The 19,522-nt window shown below is 40.2% G+C and carries 18 protein-coding genes and 1 tRNA gene; 9 read left to right on the top strand and 10 right to left on the bottom strand.

All coding sequences use genetic code 11. The features are described 5' to 3' along the window. Positions 1–24 precede the first annotated feature (24 nt). The 4 genes from QNI22_RS37355 (at position 25) to QNI22_RS37340 (ending at position 3,852) form a co-directional block, all read left to right on the top strand. The gene (locus QNI22_RS37355; RefSeq protein ID WP_314519355.1) at positions 25–864 is read left to right on the top strand and encodes a universal stress protein; all 840 of its coding nucleotides are present in this window, start codon (positions 25–27) and stop codon (positions 862–864) included. 568 nt (positions 865–1,432) lie between these two features. Beyond that, positions 1,433–2,167, top strand: coding sequence for a hypothetical protein (locus QNI22_RS37350; RefSeq protein WP_314519353.1), 735 nt, complete (start codon positions 1,433–1,435; stop codon positions 2,165–2,167). 56 nt (positions 2,168–2,223) lie between these two features. Next, positions 2,224–2,958, top strand: coding sequence for a DUF998 domain-containing protein (locus QNI22_RS37345; protein WP_314519352.1), 735 nt, complete (start codon positions 2,224–2,226; stop codon positions 2,956–2,958). 408 nt (positions 2,959–3,366) lie between these two features. Continuing rightward, entirely contained in the window at positions 3,367–3,852 is a 486-nt protein-coding gene (locus QNI22_RS37340; RefSeq protein ID WP_314519351.1) for a hypothetical protein, read from the top strand. Between the two features lie 385 nt (positions 3,853–4,237). Here the strand turns inward: QNI22_RS37340 and QNI22_RS37335 are convergent, their stop codons facing one another. The 3 genes from QNI22_RS37335 to QNI22_RS37325 all read right to left on the bottom strand — a co-directional run bounded on the left by QNI22_RS37335 (position 4,238) and on the right by QNI22_RS37325 (position 7,512). Beyond that, complete coding sequence (locus tag QNI22_RS37335; protein WP_314519349.1) at positions 4,238–4,888, bottom strand: DUF4011 domain-containing protein; 651 nt, start codon at positions 4,886–4,888, stop codon at positions 4,238–4,240. Between the two features lie 604 nt (positions 4,889–5,492). Next, a tRNA-Thr gene (locus QNI22_RS37330) sits at positions 5,493–5,565 on the bottom strand. Positions 5,566–5,709: 144 nt separating this feature from the next. After that, positions 5,710–7,512, bottom strand: a complete 1,803-nt coding sequence (locus QNI22_RS37325) for a DUF349 domain-containing protein (protein WP_314519348.1) — start codon at positions 7,510–7,512, stop codon at positions 5,710–5,712. A 177-nt stretch (positions 7,513–7,689) separates the two neighbouring features. Between QNI22_RS37325 and pdxH the strand changes: the two genes are divergently transcribed. The 3 genes from pdxH (at position 7,690) to QNI22_RS37310 (ending at position 12,272) form a co-directional block, all read left to right on the top strand. After that, a complete protein-coding gene (pdxH, locus tag QNI22_RS37320; protein ID WP_314519345.1) occupies positions 7,690–8,346 on the top strand; it encodes a pyridoxamine 5'-phosphate oxidase in 657 nt (218 codons plus the stop codon). Positions 8,347–8,932: 586 nt separating this feature from the next. Further along, on the top strand, positions 8,933–11,581 hold the full coding sequence (locus tag QNI22_RS37315) for an MGH1-like glycoside hydrolase domain-containing protein (protein WP_419836268.1): 2,649 nt from the start codon (positions 8,933–8,935) through the stop codon (positions 11,579–11,581). 196 nt (positions 11,582–11,777) lie between these two features. Further along, positions 11,778–12,272, top strand: coding sequence for a Dps family protein (locus QNI22_RS37310; protein WP_313996079.1), 495 nt, complete (start codon positions 11,778–11,780; stop codon positions 12,270–12,272). A gap of 145 nt (positions 12,273–12,417) precedes the next feature. Here QNI22_RS37310 and QNI22_RS37305 read toward each other — a convergent pair whose 3' ends face one another. The 5 genes from QNI22_RS37305 to QNI22_RS37285 form a co-directional block, all read right to left on the bottom strand. After that, a complete protein-coding gene (locus QNI22_RS37305; protein WP_314519342.1) occupies positions 12,418–12,999 on the bottom strand; it encodes a hypothetical protein in 582 nt (193 codons plus the stop codon). Between the two features lie 134 nt (positions 13,000–13,133). Then, positions 13,134–14,030 carry a helix-turn-helix domain-containing protein gene (locus QNI22_RS37300; RefSeq protein ID WP_314519340.1) on the bottom strand — a complete coding sequence of 299 codons (897 nt, stop codon included), beginning with the start codon at positions 14,028–14,030 and terminating at the stop codon, positions 13,134–13,136. 352 nt (positions 14,031–14,382) lie between these two features. Beyond that, positions 14,383–14,625 (bottom strand): Atu4866 domain-containing protein, encoded by a 243-nt coding sequence (locus QNI22_RS37295; protein ID WP_314519338.1) that lies wholly within the window; start codon positions 14,623–14,625, stop codon positions 14,383–14,385. Positions 14,626–14,709: 84 nt separating this feature from the next. Next, a complete protein-coding gene (locus QNI22_RS37290) occupies positions 14,710–15,573 on the bottom strand; it encodes an oxidoreductase (protein WP_314519336.1) in 864 nt (287 codons plus the stop codon). A 26-nt stretch (positions 15,574–15,599) separates the two neighbouring features. Further along, positions 15,600–16,439 (bottom strand): oxidoreductase, encoded by an 840-nt coding sequence (locus QNI22_RS37285; protein ID WP_314519334.1) that lies wholly within the window; start codon positions 16,437–16,439, stop codon positions 15,600–15,602. A gap of 194 nt (positions 16,440–16,633) precedes the next feature. On the opposite strand from QNI22_RS37285, the gene QNI22_RS37280 reads away from it, so the two are divergent. Continuing rightward, complete coding sequence (locus QNI22_RS37280) at positions 16,634–16,897, top strand: hypothetical protein (RefSeq protein WP_314519332.1); 264 nt, start codon at positions 16,634–16,636, stop codon at positions 16,895–16,897. Between the two features lie 124 nt (positions 16,898–17,021). On the opposite strand, the gene QNI22_RS37275 is transcribed toward QNI22_RS37280, so the two are convergent. Beyond that, positions 17,022–17,837 carry an alpha/beta hydrolase gene (locus QNI22_RS37275; RefSeq protein ID WP_314519331.1) on the bottom strand — a complete coding sequence of 272 codons (816 nt, stop codon included), beginning with the start codon at positions 17,835–17,837 and terminating at the stop codon, positions 17,022–17,024. A 109-nt stretch (positions 17,838–17,946) separates the two neighbouring features. On the opposite strand from QNI22_RS37275, the gene QNI22_RS37270 reads away from it, so the two are divergent. Then, on the top strand, positions 17,947–18,303 hold the full coding sequence (locus tag QNI22_RS37270; protein WP_313996061.1) for a winged helix-turn-helix transcriptional regulator: 357 nt from the start codon (positions 17,947–17,949) through the stop codon (positions 18,301–18,303). 418 nt (positions 18,304–18,721) lie between these two features. Here the strand turns inward: QNI22_RS37270 and QNI22_RS37265 are convergent, their stop codons facing one another. Then, positions 18,722–19,468: a copper homeostasis protein CutC gene (locus tag QNI22_RS37265; protein ID WP_314519329.1), complete on the bottom strand. Its 747-nt coding sequence runs from the start codon at positions 19,466–19,468 to the stop codon at positions 18,722–18,724. Positions 19,469–19,522: the final 54 nt, after the last annotated feature.

The raw sequence follows: 19,522 nt of genomic DNA, 5'->3' as shown, positions 1-19,522 counted from the left end.
CTAACTATTTTATCCATTACCTATATGAAAACCTTTATCGTTTGCACAGACTATTCTGAAAGTGCTCAGCAGGCTACCCGATATGCAGCTGCACTAGCCGCAGCCAGTGGCGTAAGTACACTTGTACTTTATCATGCCTTTGTTATGCCAGTTCCTGTCTCGGAAGTTCCAATCGATATACCAACAGAAGAACAACTCATCGAAGAAAGTCTGGATCATCTTAAACAAATAGCCCAGGATATCAAACAGGATTATTCTTTCACCATTGAATACTTTACCAGTGCAGTACCTGTTTGGGAAGCGGTTCCCTTACTGATCAGAAAATTTCATGCAGATCTGATTATTATTGGTCTTAAACCTGTGAGTGAACTGGACAGACTTGTATTTGGCAGTACCGCCGCCCGGTTAATTCAGCATACAACCCTTCCCGTATTAGCTGTACCTGAAAATGTCAGCTTTACCCCACTTGACCAAATTGTGCTAGCGTATGAAGATCAGCAAACTGTTTCGACACACAAACTGGAACTATTGCAAAAGCTGGCAGCGGTATTTCATTCCCATGTAGAAATAGTTCATATAGATAAGCCTGAAGAGGTTCTGACAAATGCTGCGCACACAAGTCGGACAAAGAAAGTTCCCCGTCTGGAAGAAGTTCTGCAGGGAATAAGCCATGAATATGCCTTTGTGGAAGAGGAAACGCCTTTAAGTGGAATCAAACAAAGCATAAAGGAGTACCATCCGAATTTATTGGTAATGATGCCTCATCATCGGTCAATCTGGGAGATGATCCTGCATCGGAGTACTACACGGAGAATGGTATTTAGAACCCCTGTTCCCTTATTAATCCTGCCATCTGATAAATAAGTTAAAGATTCCAGAATAAAAGGGACAAATCACAAAGATATGCCTTATATCGTAATTAAATGATCCATATAAGTAATCTTCTGTTTGGAGGGTTGATCATTATTTGCTTGGCCTAATTGAACTCATATCTTCCCTTCATCAGATAGATTTCGACAAGTATTCATACAGATATCTGTCCAGCTAATACTACAGATGCTAACTGAGAGGCATTGGCTTGGTCTTATGTCAGAAATTTATGAAGAAAAATCATGGTGATATCAAAGTAGACGGTAAGCCAGGTGCAGGGTCTACTTTTGCTCTGTGTTTTGAAAAATCGATTAGGAACTCTCTTCGTAAGGGAACATACATCTTTAAGGGGGGGGTAAGAGTATAAGGCCTCAATTTAATTTTAATCTCTTCTCAGCGATTTTATTAAACTATCAGGAGGTTGATATCTATCATGGCTTAGACTACCCCTCCTCATATGAATTGCACTCATGGAGGGTTTCTTTTGTAGAAAATAGTCTGTTACTCAGGTATGTTGTTTAACTCTGCTACTCTATTCTGTTATTTAATCCGGAAAAAAGTCATGGAAATACAACCCTCATCATCTGTTCGTAGGTTCTGCATCTGGTCAGCAGCCAGCTCATTTACATTCAGTCTACTCTATATAACCGGACAAGTTGCCAAATGGCTTGACCTGTTTGGTTTTGAAATAGCTACAGCGCAAGCTCCTTACACTACTGGAACCGGATATATGGTTAATGAATATATGGTATTGCTACTTTCTGCTCTATTACAGGCAATAACTTTTACCATTCTCATAATTGGCATTTATCATTGCACGACCAAAGAGAAAAAGATATGGAGTCATGTGGCTCTTGTATTTGCACTTATCTATACAGTTCTGATTAGTATAAATTACTGTTTACAGTTTACTTTTATTGTTCCGTATCTGGCTACACTATATGTAGAAGGTGATTTCTCCACTGCACTGGACTCACTTCTGTATTCGGTAAATATGCTTGGATACAGCTTTCTGAGCCTGTCTGTATTTTTTGTTGCCTTTATTTTTTCAGGGGAGAAACCAGCAAGATTAGCTCAGGGATTTCTCTTTGCCAATAGTCTTACACTACCATTCCTTATTTTGCAGAACTTTTATCCCATTTCTGTCTGGCCGTCAGTATGGTGGGCTATCACTTTTTTAGGATCAACCTTTTCTCTACTGGTATTTTTTATAAAAATAGCCACAAAAACCTCGCAAGCAAAAGTCCCCAAACAGATAATAATGTTGGATAAAAGAATAATATATCACAATAATTAATACATACAGATATTACTACATACACTTTAAAAAATGGTCGTTAAATCAGAACCATTATGAAACAAGTTCTTAGCAATAGAGATCTGATTAGTAAAGCTCTGATTCTATGTGGTATTCTCTCATCGGCATGGTATGTGACAATGAATATATATGTACCCACACGATACGAAGGCTACAACATATTGGATTTAACAGTTAGTGAATTGTCCGCTATTGGAAGCCCAACTCGCCCGTTATGGGTTGGTATGGCTTTTATTTATATTCTGCTCTTTTTTGCATTTGGATGTGGGATTTTAGCTGTTGAGAGATACAGTCACTCTTTGAACAAACACAACTACTCTTTGAGCAAACAGAACTACTCTTTGAGCAAACAGAACCATTCACTGCAGATAGTAGGATGGCTGATCATTGTCTATTGCATAATCAATGTATACTGGCCACCTATGCACCAACGTGGGGTTACACCAACTCTGACAGATACACTTCATATTGTCTGGACGGTGATGACTGTGATTATTATGCTGATCCTGATGTTTTTTGGGGCTACAGCCTTTGGAACCCGATTTCGCATCTATACCTTTGTTTCCATATTGTTACAGATTTTCTTTGGGTTTTTAACAAGCATTCAAGCCCAAAATATAGTGACCAATAAGCCTACTCCCTGGATGGGTATGTGGGAACGAATCAACATTGGTATTTTTATGGTATGGATTATCGCCTTTGCCATTGTGGTTCTGAAAAAAGAAAGGCTTCTCTCCTCTACTCCAGATTGGACCATTTCACAATCATGAAAAGTCTGAGAATGTATGCAGGTAAATAAGAGTTAGCTTACTATAATTATACACCCACTTCGAGCAGGTTGACATTTTCCCTGGCAGATTCTGTGCTTGTTTTTCCATATATTTCACCCGCATTACATCCTACATGGTATACTAAGAATAGCTTATAATTGAGGTAATTGACTCACAAGTTTTGTTATACAAACATGATCATTTCACATTTATGTAGTAAGAAGTAACCTATCCATATTTAGTAAAATTGTGTAAAAAAAAACAAAAATCCAAGAGTAATGAATTAGTAAGATTTATCACCTAGAATATCCTCAAAAAATCTTTCCCAACTTGGTATCGCATTGTGAATAAACCCTTTCGCAATGCACCAACTTTGTCTTAACAAAAACAAATAAACCCGTTAAGACAATGTTACACTCCATTACCTGGTCTAGCTATCTAATAACAGTTCTCATTATTGCTGTTTGTTATTATCTCATTATTGGCATTCGCTTCTATTCCCAAGAAAGCATTCAATTCTTCACAGAAAGGATAAAAGCAAAGAAGTTATTTGCTGACTCCTCTCCTACATATAATCATTCTGTAGATAGCCAACATGAGGCTTCACCACCTGAATCCACTCAAATGGAATTATCCTTTGCAGACACAAGTGATGATCTGTTTGAACAAGTGGGGCAATTGATACACAAGCTAAAAGATACTATCAAAGAAGCAGCTACGAGCAATCCTGATAAAGTTCCATTGATAGATTCATTAACTGATATACTTGGAGAATATAACCATCTGAAAGGCACCCAGTTTCAGTCGGCTATTAGTGAGCTAATACAAAACGAATGTGAAGATCTTGGCTTTCCGACCTTCAGTGAAGAAGAGGTACAGCGGTTGTGGGAATGAGGAACTGGAAAGCCACCTTTCCTCCTCCTTGCCTTCGGGTAAGGAGGTTGTGAAAGGAAAATAGTCAACATTCGAAAATCTTCTATCTATAAATCAAAGACATGGCTCCCATCCTACTCGTTGTGCTGTAGAGCCGCGAAGTTGCTAAAGGAGGTAATGGATGGCAGCCCTCTCCACCTTCCTGCTCTGGTAGCAGGAAGGCTTGGGGAGAAAACCTTCTGTAAACTTTTATCAACCCTATAAATCCTTTTTCTATGAAAACCTATTTCACCTCCTTATCCCTGTTAAAAAGAAAAACAGCATGCTACAATCTTTTCTCTTTCAAACAAGTAGCAACCTTTGGTATGACTGTATTGCTAACCATTATTCATTTCTCTGTAATGGCTCAGGATGGCCTTGCAGGAAGCTTTACGCCAAATTCTATCCGAAACTTTTCCGACAATGATAAATTCTCTTGTAAGTCTTCTTCTCTCCATTTAATAGCAAAACGCTCTGTTGCTGACTTTCTGACCAAATCAACAGGAATCAATAGCAAAGGCGCAAAGCGTTCTGTCGATCCATATGATTTGTCAACCCATTTCACAAATCCAATCGCCAGATAAAGAATATTTACCCCTTGCTCCTGAATAAGTGTTTGGCTTTCGTTAAAAAAATCGAAAAGTTTTCGTTGCAATACCTCTGGACTAAGGCGAGTCTGAAGCTTAGTGTCTACATGGCGTTTGGCTAAACCTGTAGTAGCATCAACCGGATCATCTTCAGGAAGAGGAAGCTCAACCAATAAATCGGTATTACTCTTATCTTCCTCTCCTACTACTTTTGAATCTTTGACAATTTTACCTGGCAAGAAAGTAAATGCCTTTTTTTCTCCTATAAGCTTTTTAAAAACTTCTTCCGACTTTTCGTCAAATATCTGAACAACCCGTGCAATCTTTGAGCTAAGAGGAATAGAAATCAAACGATTCCGACTGGATAGATCTAATAATTCCCGGCGATTATCTTCTAATTCTTTTATGATTGCTTGGGTGATAGTAGACATACTTGAATTCCTTGAGATAGTTTTTAAATTAAAGATACCAAACAGTAATCTGATTCAATGAAAAATAGTTTCTGTGTTTAAACTACTATTTATTTCACAAATCTTTTGTAACCGGATAAATAATCCTTCACCAGCGTCCAAGACATATGGGATTTGAGTAGTACTCTGTACAAGAGGTTAGGCCACTATGTATCACAAAAGAAAATGGCTGAGAAAATAAATATCTCGTCTACCTGTAAAGATTTTCTATTTGGGATTTTAAGAGAATGGAATTCTTGGGCTGTTATTCGGAAATGAGACTTATCTATGGAAGTATCAGAAAATCTTCGAAGTATAATATACAAATTGCTCTTTGAAATTTAACTACCAGCACTTCTACAAAGAAATGCAATGGAAAAATTAAGCCTTTTATACTTAGTTTGATAAAATGTAAATATAACATTTCATTTATTCAAACTTTTCCAAATCTAAGCTTAAATCTTTTCTCTCCATAACTTTCGTTTCTGATCCTGAATTAAGTTACACAAAATGCATTTGTGTAACTATTGTGTAACCAAAAACAAAAAAGCACTTAGCTTTTGGTGCTAAGTGCTTGATAATTAGGAGCCCCCTGCCGGGATCGAACCAGCGACCTACTGATTACAAGTCAGTTGCTCTACCAGCTGAGCTAAGGAGGCTTTCCTTATTTGTTTTATTTACTTCGTCCGTGTACCGGATTTGTGATGCAAAAGTAGTCGTTTGAGTAATATGAGTCAAGAGTCGATTCAAAAAAAATTATAAAAAATTTTCAAACTTTTCTCAACTTATTCATTCACAAAGCATTACAAATCATAAAAAAGTTTAATTTGTTGCTTCAGATCACTCAGTTCCTTCTCTGCTGCCTCAATCTTAGAGGTAAAATCTTTCCGGAAAGCATCTGCATTTTTTGAATTAGCAAAAAACTCCAGGTTATTCTTCCACAAGGCAATATCATTTTCCAGCTGAGTAATCTTACGGCGCATAGCTTGCTCTTTACGTTGCAGATCACGAGCTGCATGTGGATTATTCTTAGAAATCTTCAGTTCACTTGTAAGAATAGCCTTAGCACGTTCTGTATCAGATAGCCCTTGTGTATTCTCCAGGAACTTCTTCACTGCTTCAGAATAACGCTTCCGGATAGAATCCATATTCTTACGAGGCACAAATCCTGCTGCTTCATATTGTTCACGCAGTGCTTCAAAAGCAGCCACATCTGTACTCTTCTCTTCGGCCAGCTTTTCTATCTGTGCACAAATATTCAGTTTTACCTCCAGGTTTTTCTCAAACTCACGCTCTGTCTGGTTCCGTTGTCCACGACGACGCTCAAAGAAGGCATCACAGGCTTGTTTGAACCGTTCAAAGATCGCATCCCGGAACTTCTCTGATACTGGGCCAACCTCTTTCCAGCGTTGTTGTAATTCTTTGATTTTATCAGCAGTAGCCTCAAAATCATCGTTGTCTTTCAGTGCTTCTACCTGCTCACACAACGACGTTTTTATCTTCAGATTCTCTTCACGTGCAGCTTCCAGATGACGGAAAAACTCGTTTTTATGATGAAAAAACTGTTTGAATGCAGCCCAGAAACGTTTGTTTATTTCTTTGGCTTTTTCTCTTGGCAGAAGGCCGATAGCATCCCAACGTTTTTGTATTTCCAGTATTTCTTTCGTCTTATCGTTCCAGTCGCTGATTTTATCAGACTGAAAGGCAGCGTATGGCTCTACCTCTGTACACAAAGCAAGCTTGGCAGATACATGCTGCTCCATCTGCTGACGCACACTTTCCATTTGCTCCTTACGCTTGTTGTACACAACATCCGAAGCAGCTTTAAACCGTTGCCAGATGGCATCTTGTTCTTCACGTGGTACAGGGCCTACATGTTTAAACTCTTCATGTAGCTCGTTCAGCTCTTTTACTACAGATGAAGAAGCATCCTGCTGAGCTAACTTTTCAGCTTTCTCACAGATGTCAGCCTTCAGCTCCAGGTTCTTCTTACGATCCAGTTCTTTGAGCTCAAAATAAATGCTTCGGTTGCTGTAAAAACGTTCAACCAAGGCATTGAAGTTAGCCCATAGTTCCTGTCCCTGAGCCTGAGGTACAGGTCCGGTAGTTTTCCACTCTGCCTGAATCTTTTTCAATTCAGCCACACTGGCGTTACTTTCTTCGCTATCTACTAGTTGACGCAGACGTTCCAGTAAGGCAGCTTTTGCCTGTAGATTTTGCTCTTTGCTACGCTCCTGGTCCTGAATCCACTTCACTTTTTTCTCTTTCAATTGGCGGCACAGATTCTCAAACCGTACAGTCAAGCCATCGTACTTATACTCAAAGTCCTCTTTGTCTCCTCCACTGGCAATGAATTTTTCCAGAGCAAGATTCTTTTCCACTTCTTTCATCTCGTCAAAAACTGGCTTGGCATGCCGCATCACTTCATCGATCTGCTTTTGGTCTTGTCCGGCCAAAGCATCTTCAGCCAGCTTCACAAAGTCTTTCTTTGTAAAACTTGCGTAATCGATGTGATGTTCTTCTACATGCTCATGTTCAGCTTCTAACGTTTCCGACTGGCTTTTATCCAATTCTTCGTTCTCCGCATTAATTTGTTCTGTGTTCATTCTCAATCAGTTTCGGTCTTTGGGTATTGAGTATTTACAAAATTAGTAAAAAAGTATCTCTGTCAAATGCCAATACTCGAATAAGGCTTAAAAAATATTACTTTTGCCTTCGTCTACAGTACAAAGGTGCTACTTTTATTTATTAAAACCATTTTTTACAAAAAAAAACTCACACAAATGAATACCCCCCTCCATTCACTGGCTGACATTCGCAAGGAATATACCCTTAAAGAACTGGATATAACTACTACTTCGGACGATCCTTTTGCTCAGTTCCAGCAGTGGTTTAATGAAGCCATTGGTGCCAAGGTACCCGAACCGAATGCGATGCATCTGGCAACAGTATCCGCAGAAGGACATCCATCCGGACGTATTGTGTTGCTAAAAGGGCTGGATTCAAAGGGATTTACGTTCTTTACCAACTACGAAAGCCGTAAAGGACAGGAAATGAAAGGACATGAATTTGCCAGTCTGACCTTTTTCTGGCCGGAACTGGAACGACAACTACGCATTGAAGGACACATCGAAAAAGTTTCTGATACAGAGTCTGATATCTATTTTCAAAGTCGACCACGCGGAAGCCAGATTGGTGCCTGGGCTTCGCCTCAAAGTACAGTTATTGAAAGCAGAGACATCCTGGCTGAAAAACAACACCAACTGGAAGAGAAATTCGGCACAGATCAACCCATTCCCCGCCCTCCACACTGGGGTGGTTATCGGTTACTACCCCACTGGCTCGAGTTCTGGCAAGGTCGCCCCAGCCGCCTGCATGACCGGATTGTCTATAAACTCACAGAAGATCACACCTGGATCAAACAAAGGCTAGCACCTTAATAAAAGGGGCTATAAATAAAGAAAAATCCTCCTCTCTGTCCTCCTGGAAGGAACTCGTGGCAAGACCGACGGCCTTTGGATTTGGAAAATATTCTTTCTCTCCAAAACCGAACGCAGCTCTATTTGTCACAAGTTTCTTCCAGAAGGACAGGGATGGTAGTTTGAGTGGTTTTCTTACCTTGACAGCATTGAGCGGACGCTTGTGCCCATTTTGAGAACAGCTTCCGCTGCGTTGGTTGTTAAAATCCTGTTTGGGTACTATCACAAACCTGAACTTGGCTCTATTTGTCTCAACGCAACGGACGTTGCTGTCAAGATAGGTCCGAACGGACGTTCGAACCAGCTCCTTTCCATTTGAACCAGTACCTCATATAAGTATATCCTCTAGCATCAGAACCGTGTAGATCATCTTTCAAATCTGTTTTTTTTCAATTTACTTACTTCTTCCATTCAAAACATCACCTATCCTTGAGAAAATAAATGAGTCACTGTATCCGCATACAGACAATCATTTAGTATGTTGTGGCCCGGCTGTTAGCTTTAGTATAGTCAGTAAGTACATTTTAATCTATTCTTTACCCAGCTTATGTCTGCCAAAACAATTATTTCTGCAGAGCAACAACGTCTCAATCAAAACGCTACCCACCCTGTACCTCTCGAAAAATGGGGACCTTATTTAGCTGAACGACAGTGGGGTACAGTAAGGGAAGATTATAGTAGTGATGGCAATGCCTGGAACTACTTTCCATTCAAACAATCGCATGCACGGGCTTATCGGTGGGGTGAAGATGGGATTGCAGGGATTTCGGATTTTGGTCAAAACCTCTGTTTTGCTCTCACTCTCTGGAATGGCAAAGATCCACTATTAAAGGAACGCCTGTTTGGCCTTACCAATGGGGAAGGTAACCATGGCGAAGATTGTAAGGAACTCTATTATTATCTGGATAATACGCCAACGCATTCCTATATGCGTTTTCTATACAAATATCCTCAGAACGCATTCCCGTATGAAGATTTAATCCGTACCAATGCACAACGGGGAAAATCAGATCCGGAATATGAACTACTGGATACAGGTATATTCAATGAAAACAAATATTTTGATGTGTATGTCACCTATGCCAAGAACGATCATGAAGATATCTGCATAGAGATCGAGGTGTTTAATCAGAGCGAGGAACCCGCCGATATTACTCTATTGCCAACTCTCTGGTGTCGTAACCGATGGCTTTCTGGTGACCTGCATCCCAGACCCACCATACAGGTAGCTGAGGCAGGTGCTGACTGGCAGATGGTATCTATAACTCATGGATTTATAGGCACCTATCATTTTTACTTTCCCAAACCTGCCGAAGACTTACTTTTTACAGAAAATGACTCCAATCTCGAACGTTTATTTGGAGTACCCAATCCGTCTCCCTATGTGAAAGATGCTTTTCACGATGTGATCATCCAAGGAAACAATACATTACTAAAAGATAAACTATCAGGAACCAAGTTTGCGCCTGTATATCGGGTCACGGTTTCGGGCAAATCTTCCCAGAAGATTTATTTCCGACTGAGTAAAGAAAAGCTGGCGGGAGATCCTTTTGCAGGCATTGAACAAACGTTTGTGTTGCGTAAACAAGAGGCAGATATTTTCTATCAGTACTTTGCACCTCTGAATGCAACCGAAGACGCCAAAAACATTCAGCGGCAAGCCTTTGCCGGGTTATTATGGAGTAAGCAATATTACCAGTATGATGTGGAACGGTGGCTGAATGGTGATCATGGACAGCCTGTACCTCCGGAAAGCCGGAAATATGGACGCAATGCCAACTGGAAATATATTAAAAATGAAGATATTATCTCCATGCCTGACACCTGGGAATATCCCTGGTATGCAGCCTGGGATCTGGCCTTTCATTGTGTCACCTTTGGGTTGATTGATCCTGCCTTTGCCAAAAACCAGCTTATTCTTATGCTTCGTGAGTGGTATATGAATCCGGAGGGCCAGATTCCAGCCTATGAGTGGAACTTCTCGGATGTGAATCCTCCTGTGCATGCCTGGGCAGCTCTTTCTGTGTATCGGATTGAGCGAACTATACATGGCAAACACGATATCAATTTTCTGAAACGAATCTTTCAAAAGCTGCTGATCAATTTTACCTGGTGGGTAAACCGCAAAGATGAAGATGGAAACAATATCTTCTCAGGAGGCTTTCTCGGCTTGGATAATATTGGAGTACTCAACAGAAGTGCTATTCCTCCCAATTGCCATATTGAACAGGTAGACGGAACCAGCTGGATGGCTATGTACGCCTTGAATATGATGGATATTGCACTGGAAATTGCCGTCTATGACAAATCGTTTGAGGATGTAGCGACCAAGTTCTATGAACATTATGTGCTGATAGCAGAATCACTGAATGAGGCATTAATGTGGGATGAAAAGGATCATTTCTTTTATGATGTATTGTATCATCCCAATGGAGAAGCTATACCTATGAAAGTGCGTTCTGTGGTAGGATTGAGTGTATTGTTTGCAGTCTCTATCATAGATGTAAAGAAAATGACTCCTTTGCCAGACTTTATCAAACGGATAGCCTGGTTTAAGAATTATCGCATCAAAACGGGAAAATATCTTCCCAATGAAGAGACAAAAGATGGCGACTATATTCTGATTTCTCTGATTCCAAAAGAAAAGCTTATTGGCATACTGGAAATTATGCTGGATGAAGAAGAGTTTCTTGCACCCGGGGGCATACGTGCGTTATCCAAATACCATGACCAACATCCCTATTTTATTCATCTGGATGGGATAGAACATACGATTCGCTATGATCCGGGTGAATCAACGTCCTATATGTTTGGCGGAAACTCAAACTGGCGTGGACCTGTATGGACACCAATCAATTATCTGCTAATCAAAGCCCTGAAAAAATATCATCAGTTTTATGGCGATTCTGTAAAACTCGAATTTCCAACACGTTCAGGCAACTGGATGACTTTGGGAGAAATTTCAAACACACTGGCAGAAAGAATGGTGCATATTTTTGAAAAAGATTCAGCAGGCAATCGTCCAGTACATAAGGATCATGAAGCGTTTTATAGTCGTCCCGAGAATCAGGATTTGCTCTTGTTCTACGAATACTTCCATGGAGATACTAGCAGAGGTATAGGAGCCTCACATCAAACCGGCTGGACTGCTGTTATTGCAGAACTGATCAATGATGATGCATGGGAATGGGAATGATTTTTTATACTGTTTTAGCAACACTATGAAACTATCTGTTAAACAGACAAAATAATTTATCAGAAATCAAACCAAACATTCAGCACAATGGTTATTTTTGCTTAATAAGCATTTTTAGCCTCGGATACAGAAATCACACTGGATAGATCTGAATTGTCTGGTACTCAATATTATTCATTTTTAACTTTTTAAATCTATGGCAACTGTCAAACCATCAACGACCACCAATATTGGAATTAACGAGAAAAATCGCGCAGGTACAGCTCAACTGCTGAATCACCTGCTTTCAGATGAATTCGTTCTTTATACAAAAACCCGATACTATCACTGGAATGTAACCGGTCCACGTTTCCATAACCTTCATCTGTTCTTTGAAACCCAATACACTGAATTGGCGGAAATCATTGATCAGGTAGCAGAGCGGGTACGCCAACTGGGTTATTTTGCGTTTGGTACACTGGAGCAATTTAAAAAGACAACTCGTCTGAATGAAAACTACGGAGAGGTTCCGTCTGATGATGATATGATCCGTAACCTGATGGAAGATCATGAAACTATCATCCGTCAATTGAGAACAGATCTGGAAAAAGCAGATGAGAATTTTCATGATACAGGTACCAACGACTTCCTGACAAGTCTGATGGAACAGCATGAGAAGATGGCATGGATGCTGAGAGCACACCTGCAATAATGGAACAAGTCTCTTCTAGCTAAGCTATCAAAAGCCACTTATCTTTCCAGAAATGGATAGGAACAAGTGGCTTTTGACGTATAGGAAGTATTTTATTCATTTTCTTTTTGGAAATTATTTTTGCCTGATTCAAGTCATATGTAAATTACCAGTTGGCGGATACATCCACGGCTCTATCCATAGGCCCAAGCATAATCGCAACAAACGCAAAACATGCGAAAAAATAATGGATAAAAAGCATGTGGCCGAAATAGGATTGCTTGTACTTTTGAAGTATATATAACCAGATTAGGAAAGACCCAATAGCATATATCAAGTAGGCCCAGTTCTCAAGTGTATATATACTATAAACATAGGTATACTCTGCCATCACGGTTCCACGATAATTTATTGGTCCAGATTCTTGTACTGTAAAAAGATAACTCACTGGACTTAAATTAGCATATCGTATCAAAGGGAAAAAGATACCTACAATAATTGCCTGACACCCGACAATTGGTAGTACTCGTCGGTAAGGAGATAGTAAAAAGCTTTTTATTAAATTAATAAAACCAATTCCTCCGGGAATAAAAATTACAAGAAATAACAGGAGAGCCAGAATACTATTTACTCTTGGAAAAAAGGCAATGAGCAAAGAAAAAGCAATAGCATGAACCCACCAGAGAGGGTGTGTGGAAGAGATAGGCTCTGCATTATCAGCAGATAGCGATTGTTCTTCAGTAGTCATATACCAATACTTGTGATAAGAAATGTTTCGCTTCTTGCCACAAGAATAAAGCCAGATTACTAAGTACTTTTAGCTTTTATATAAAATAAGACGTTTTCACTTTACTTTTCTATCATGTAGTCTTAATAATATCATTAAATTGCCCTGAAAGAAGTAGGATTTAGTTGCGTATGTTTCTTAAAGTAGTTATTGAAATGGGCGGCCTCCTCAAACCCTAAGCAGTAACTAATCTCAGCCACGTTCCAGTCTGTATGTTTTAGCAATACCTTTGCTTCACTCACAATCCGTTCGGCAATGTGTTCAGTAGTTGTTCTTCCGGTAGTCAATCGAATGGCCCGGTTCAGATGATTTACATGGACAGCTAACTGCTCGGCATAATCTGTAGCCGACCGTAACGAAAGCCGTTGAGAAGGCGACTCAATCGGGAACTGTCGCTCCAGCAACTCTGTAAAGATAGCCGTAATACGCGTATTGGCATCAGGATGCTGATACAGTGTCTCTGATGGCTCCATCTTTAGCGCATAGTGAATCAGTTCGGTTACATAATTACGTAACAGGTCATATTTAAACCGATATTCTGAATCTATTTCATCCAGCATTTTGGTAAAAATCTGACTAACCCGTTTATCATGAGTCTTGTTTAATAGATAAGCGGGCTTTCCACCTGGCATAAACATAGGCAGTTCATTGATATTGCCTCGCATCTTTTCTGTAAAGAACGACTCTTTAAAGATACAGAAGAAACCTGTTTTATCATCTGACAGAGACTCCCATGTATAGGGCACACTGGGATTAAAAAATATCAGTGTCGACCCTGAGATTTCAATACTTTTATCAGCATAGTGGTATCTGTTTTTTCCTCTGATCAAACTAACCTTATAAAAATCCCTTCTGCTATACTTGACTGGCGTACTTCCATGTCCCAGACAATCTTCCAGTCTGAATACATTGAAATGTCCAATGTCCTGTTTTAAATTGTCAGGCATCCAGTTAAACTTCTGCTGATAAAAATTTTCCAGGGTCTCAATCATATAAAACAAATTTTATTGAAGTTGTTTAGGATAAGTTTTAAACCAGCTCAACGAGCAGATTTTGTAGCGTGCCTTAATTTCAATCCCTAGGTTGGTGTTATCACCAACCTGAACGATGGGAAACAACTCGTTGGTGATAACACCAACGATGGGAAGAAGGCGCAGCACATGTATTTTTAGTTCTTATAGAACTTGTATTAAATCTGCCTTTGAAGCCTTATAAGATTATCCTAAACAACTTCATCATGTACAATAATCCAGCTAGTTGATTCTATAAGGTTATACAGCTGAAAATGGTTTCTATAAAATTAGCAAATAGATTATATGTCACCATATAATCTATTCTACTTACTTATTTTTCCCGATAAAAAATATACCCACCATGATAGAGAATGTCATCTTTAAAGTCTCCGGAGGCTGTAAATCCGGTGTCATCAATGTATTCAATATGATCTCCTTCAATGGTATAACTGCCTGTATAGGCGCTTTGCCGTTTACCACGGGCTTCATCATAACGCCCATTGGGTAGTAATTCCTGTCGGATATATCCGTCTCCGGTTACCCACATGCCAATGTATGATTTGTTGTTGTTCATAGTTATTCACAAAGTTATATTTGTATCTGGCAGACAGAATACATTTACTATCTGCCAGACTTTTGGTGAGTGTATATATAGTAGTTATACTGTTGCTGAAGCAGAGGCCTGAACAAGACCTGTACTGATAGTCAGTGTTTTCCAGGCTTCTACATCTTTCTTTACAGCGTCCATCTTCTGGTAAGCCATGTTATAGGCATCCTCTCCTAAGAACAGATGCAGAGGTGGATTTTCAGCAGAGGCAACCTCAATCAATGCCTGTCCTGCCTTCTCCGGATCACCCATCTGATTGCCATTCATGTTATGCTGATGGAATGCCTGAGATTCGCGTACTTGTGTGTAGGCATCAATCTGTTGTTTGGGAAGGCCCATCGATCCTGCTGTCAGGAAATCGGTTCGGAAATAGCCTGGCATTACGGCAGTAACATGTACACCAAATTCTTTTACTTCGGCTGCCAGCGACTCTGAAAATCCTACTACAGCAAATTTAGTAGCACAATAAATACCCCAACCTCCAAAGTTTCCGGTAAATCCGCCAACGGATGATATATTGAATATATGTCCTGACTTTTGTTCTCTCAGATAAGGCATTACCTGACGAATTACATTCAGAGAACCAAATACATTGATATCAAAATTGTCCCGGGCTTCTGCGTCACTCAACTCCTCCAGGCTACCCAGTAAACCATACCCTGCATTGTTCACTACTACATCAATCTTCCCAAAGTGAGCTATCGTCTGTTCGATTGCCTGTTTTACACTCGCTTCAGCTTTAAGATCCATCGCTAATGGAAGAAAACTGGTGTGAGTCCCTACTGCTTTGCGTAAGTCCTCCAGATTGCGGGAAGTGGCAGCTACTTTATGTCCCTGCAAAAGCAATTGTTGTACTAGAGAAAGACCTAAACCTTTAGAGGCTCCGGTCACAAACCATATTTGTTGTGTTTTCATTGTGTTGTGGATAGTTAAATAAAAAATTAGTTTTTAAAATCAGTTGATTTGGTTAGAGACTCCCATGACTGGAATTCCTTTGTCATAGAAGCCAGCTTGTTAAAAGCTCGCTGATAGGCATCACTTCCCAGCAATAGATACAAGGGTGGATTACTCTCCTCTGTGATCTGAATCATCGCTTCGGCTGCTTTCTCCGGATCGCCCGCCTGATGGCCATCCAGTTTCAGGTATTTGGCATGAGAAGCTCTCACCTCTTCATATATGGCTATGGGATTTTGTGTCATTACCAGTGATTCAGATGAAAGGAAACTGGTTCGGAAAGCTCCCGGTGCAACGACAGTTACCCGAATTCCCAATGATCTTACATCTTCTGCCAGTACTTCTGAAAGTCCTACGATAGCATATTTGGTAGCCGCATAGATTGACCAGCCTGTATTGGCACTAATGCCTGCGATAGAAGATATGTTGAGAATATGCCCTGACTTTTGATCACGCAGAAACGGTAATACCTTGCGAATAACATTCAGTGTACCAAACACATTGATATCAAAGCTATCACGTGTTTCTTTGTCTGTCAGTTCTTCAATACTTCCTCCTATACCGTATCCGGCATTGTTCACTACCACGTCTATTTGTCCGAAAGTCTGATGAGTTTGCTCAAGTGCTTTCGCTACACTATCTTCATTATTCAGATCAACCTGTAATGGTAAAAAACGATCATTGGCCTTTCCTATAGCTGTTTGTAAAGCATCAATTGTGCGAGAGGTCGCAGCGACAAAGTTTCCCTGTTGCAATACTTGTCTGGCAAGGGATAAACCAAGTCCTTTGGAAGCTCCTGTGATAAACCATACTTTTTTGTTGTCCATAGTCTTTGTTTGTTTTAATTGATAGAACAAAGGTATGGTGAATGGGTAAGGTGGTGATTACAAGTTTCAAACGAATGATTGCAAAAATCAAACAATGCAAATTTCAAACACACTATGAGGATGATATAATATCTGGATGGAGAGGTTTATCCCTTTGATTCTTTTTAGTATTAGTTGTAGGACAAGGTTGTTCTATGGTGCATGGCTCGAAACCTGTTCTATGGGAAGGTACGCTGGATCTTCGTTTCAGCAGTGAGCCTTCTCCCCCTTTTTGTCCTTCTGAAAGAATATTCCTACCCACGCCAAGGCGTGGCAGGCTGTTGTCGGGACATGCGTGGCAAAACCGGCGGCCTTGGGATCTGGAGAATATTCTTTCTCTCAAACAACAAGCATGGCTCTATTTGTCACAGGATTCTTTCGGAAGGACAGAGAAGGGAGATATCTTTACAGGAGGATAGGGAGGAGATAGATCCTTTCAGAGGATAACAAAGGGTGATAATGCACAAAAAAGGAATTTCTTTAAGAGAGGGTATTTCAAAATACCTTGTTTGGCATATCACCACATCAAAATAGAATTAATAGTTAGGAATTATTCTCCAAAAATTCTGCTATAACCTTCAGCGCTTGCTGGGAAGCCTCACTCTGAATAGAAGCTAAGGTCCATACATGTTTCTGGTTTTTGTAGACATGTAAATAGGATTCCTTCTGTATCTGCCGGATATAGGCGTAAAAGTTTTTACTATCATCCAGAAGGATTTCCTCTTCACCTGCCAGTATCAGAACAGGAGGAAATGCGTTGAAGGTGAGGAATTCTGGACTCGCTTTTTCCATAGGATTATTTCCTATATAGTCTTTGGCTGCTGCTTTCAGATATTCTGTATTGATAATATCCTTGTCAGCATTTTGCTGATGGGAAGGGTTGGTACAAGTAAGACTAATCCATGGTGAAAGTAATACTACAACCTGAGGCAACGATAAGTTGTGATCGAACATGGCAGCTATAGAAGAAATTGCCAGCCCTCCTCCTGCACTATCTCCCATTAACGTAAATGTATAATCAGGATACTGCTTTTGTAAGGTACTATACACAGCCAGTACATCATTCATTCCACCTGGATAAGGATGTTCAGGAGCCAATGAATAGTCAATAAACAGAATTTTTGTCTGGAACTGACTAGCAAAATGAGAGGCCATGCTTTCATGGGATCGTATAGAGCCTACGGCAAAAGCTCCTCCATGTAGATACACAATCACTTTGTTTGTAATTGCCTGCTCTGGTGTAAACCAGAAACAGCTTATTCCATTAATTGTAATAGGTTCTACTTTTACTGACGAATCTTTGGGATAGGCTTTACCCAGTTCATCAAAACCCATCCGGCGTTGGAGCATATCTTGCATATATTTTCTTTCTCATTAGAGTTATGTTTGCAAACGTATGTCCATTACTATATTTTTACAAGTAGTACACAAAAACTGTATTAGTATAGAAAACCATAGCTTTCTGGTAATGAGCACGAAAAAAAGAGAGAAAAAAGAAGAAATTTCATGTCCGGTTGAATATGCGGTTACCTTACTGAGCGGAAAGTGGAAATTACGCATCCTTCATGCCCTTATCAAAGAGAGTCCCAAACGCTTTAAGGTGCTGGAAAGAGAAATAACGGGCATCACTCCTACTATGCTTACCTCACAACTCCGCGAACTGGAAGAGGATGGCTTGGTGAGTCGCGAAATATTTCCAACCGTCCCTCCTACAGTAGAATACAGTTTAACAGAATTCGGCCAGACCACCATTCCTATGATGCAAGAGATTAAAGTATGGGGATTACGCCATAAAGAACGAAACCAAGTCTCTGAAAACACATAACCTTGTGTGAAACGGACAGGTTAGGGAAGATTACGTGTTTTTAGAAAAGAGTTATCTGCATTAGAGTAAAAAAACTGCTACAAAGAGAGTTACCTCCACTTCAATCGCGAGTGGTCTTGTAGGTGCGTAGGGAATCTTTTCTCCGCGAGGTTGGCCTTTGGCCTGTGGGGGGAAGGATCGGAGAAAAGTGCCCTTTTTTGCTCACGCACAGATCTGCTCACCAAACTCTCGTTTGGTGCCCTGTTTTTTGGGCAAGCAAAAAATGAAGGAGTCACAAGAAGAGCGATGTAAGGGACAATAAAGTCGAAAAACATTCAAAAGAAAACCAGAGCCTTCAATCTTTTCAAAAGCGAAGGCTCTGGTTTTTAGAGTTCAAAAATCAGATACAGGATCTGGAATGACTCTAGTCTCAACTCCTTTATTGTGCCGCATTTCGTACCCGTTCCACTTTTGCAGGGTCTGTCACTGTTATCAAAAACTCTGGTGGCCGCATCACCCCTCCCATAAACACATTCGCCTGACGATATTCCATCTGACTGTCAACAGTTCGCATAGCAGAGAAATGCACTTCCTTCACCCCTGTATATTGTACTAGCTTGTGTACATTCTTCTCATTGATACCTGATCCTGGCATGATACGAATACGGCCAGCTGCTTTTTGTACCAGTTCGGCAATTAGCTCCATTCCTTCGATAGCCGATTTTTCCAGCCCTGAGGTAAGTATCCGGTCCATCCCCAATGCAATACAATCTTCCAGTGCCTGATAAGGATCTGCTACCATGTCGAATGCCCGGTGAAAGGTAATGGGTAGCGGAGCGGCCAGTTCTTTCAGTTCTTTCATGCGAGGTATATCCACTCGTCCATCTGCTGTCAGGATACCTGTTACAATGCCATCAGCACCTAGCTGTTTGGCAGTCAGGATATCATGTTTCATTACATCAAACTCATCGTCTGAATACAGAAAATCACCTCCACGCGGACGGATAATAACGAATAGTTGAATAGTTAAATTCTTACGGGCAATAGCAATAGTTCCTGCACTGGGTGTTGTACCTCCCTCCCAAAGATTCTCACACAACTCCACTCTATTCGCCCCTCCTTTTTGAGCCTCTATTGCAGAAATAGCAGAGTTCACACAAATTTCGACGGTAATTTGATCAGACATACTAAATTATTTTATTATTTTGAATTTCTTTGTCAAAAATACTTCCTAATAAAA

Source organism: Xanthocytophaga agilis, from assembly GCF_030068605.1.
Lineage (GTDB): Bacteria > Bacteroidota > Bacteroidia > Cytophagales > 172606-1 > Xanthocytophaga > Xanthocytophaga agilis.
Note: the sequence above shows the minus strand (reverse complement) of the source record. Positions and strands in the feature narration are given on the sequence as shown.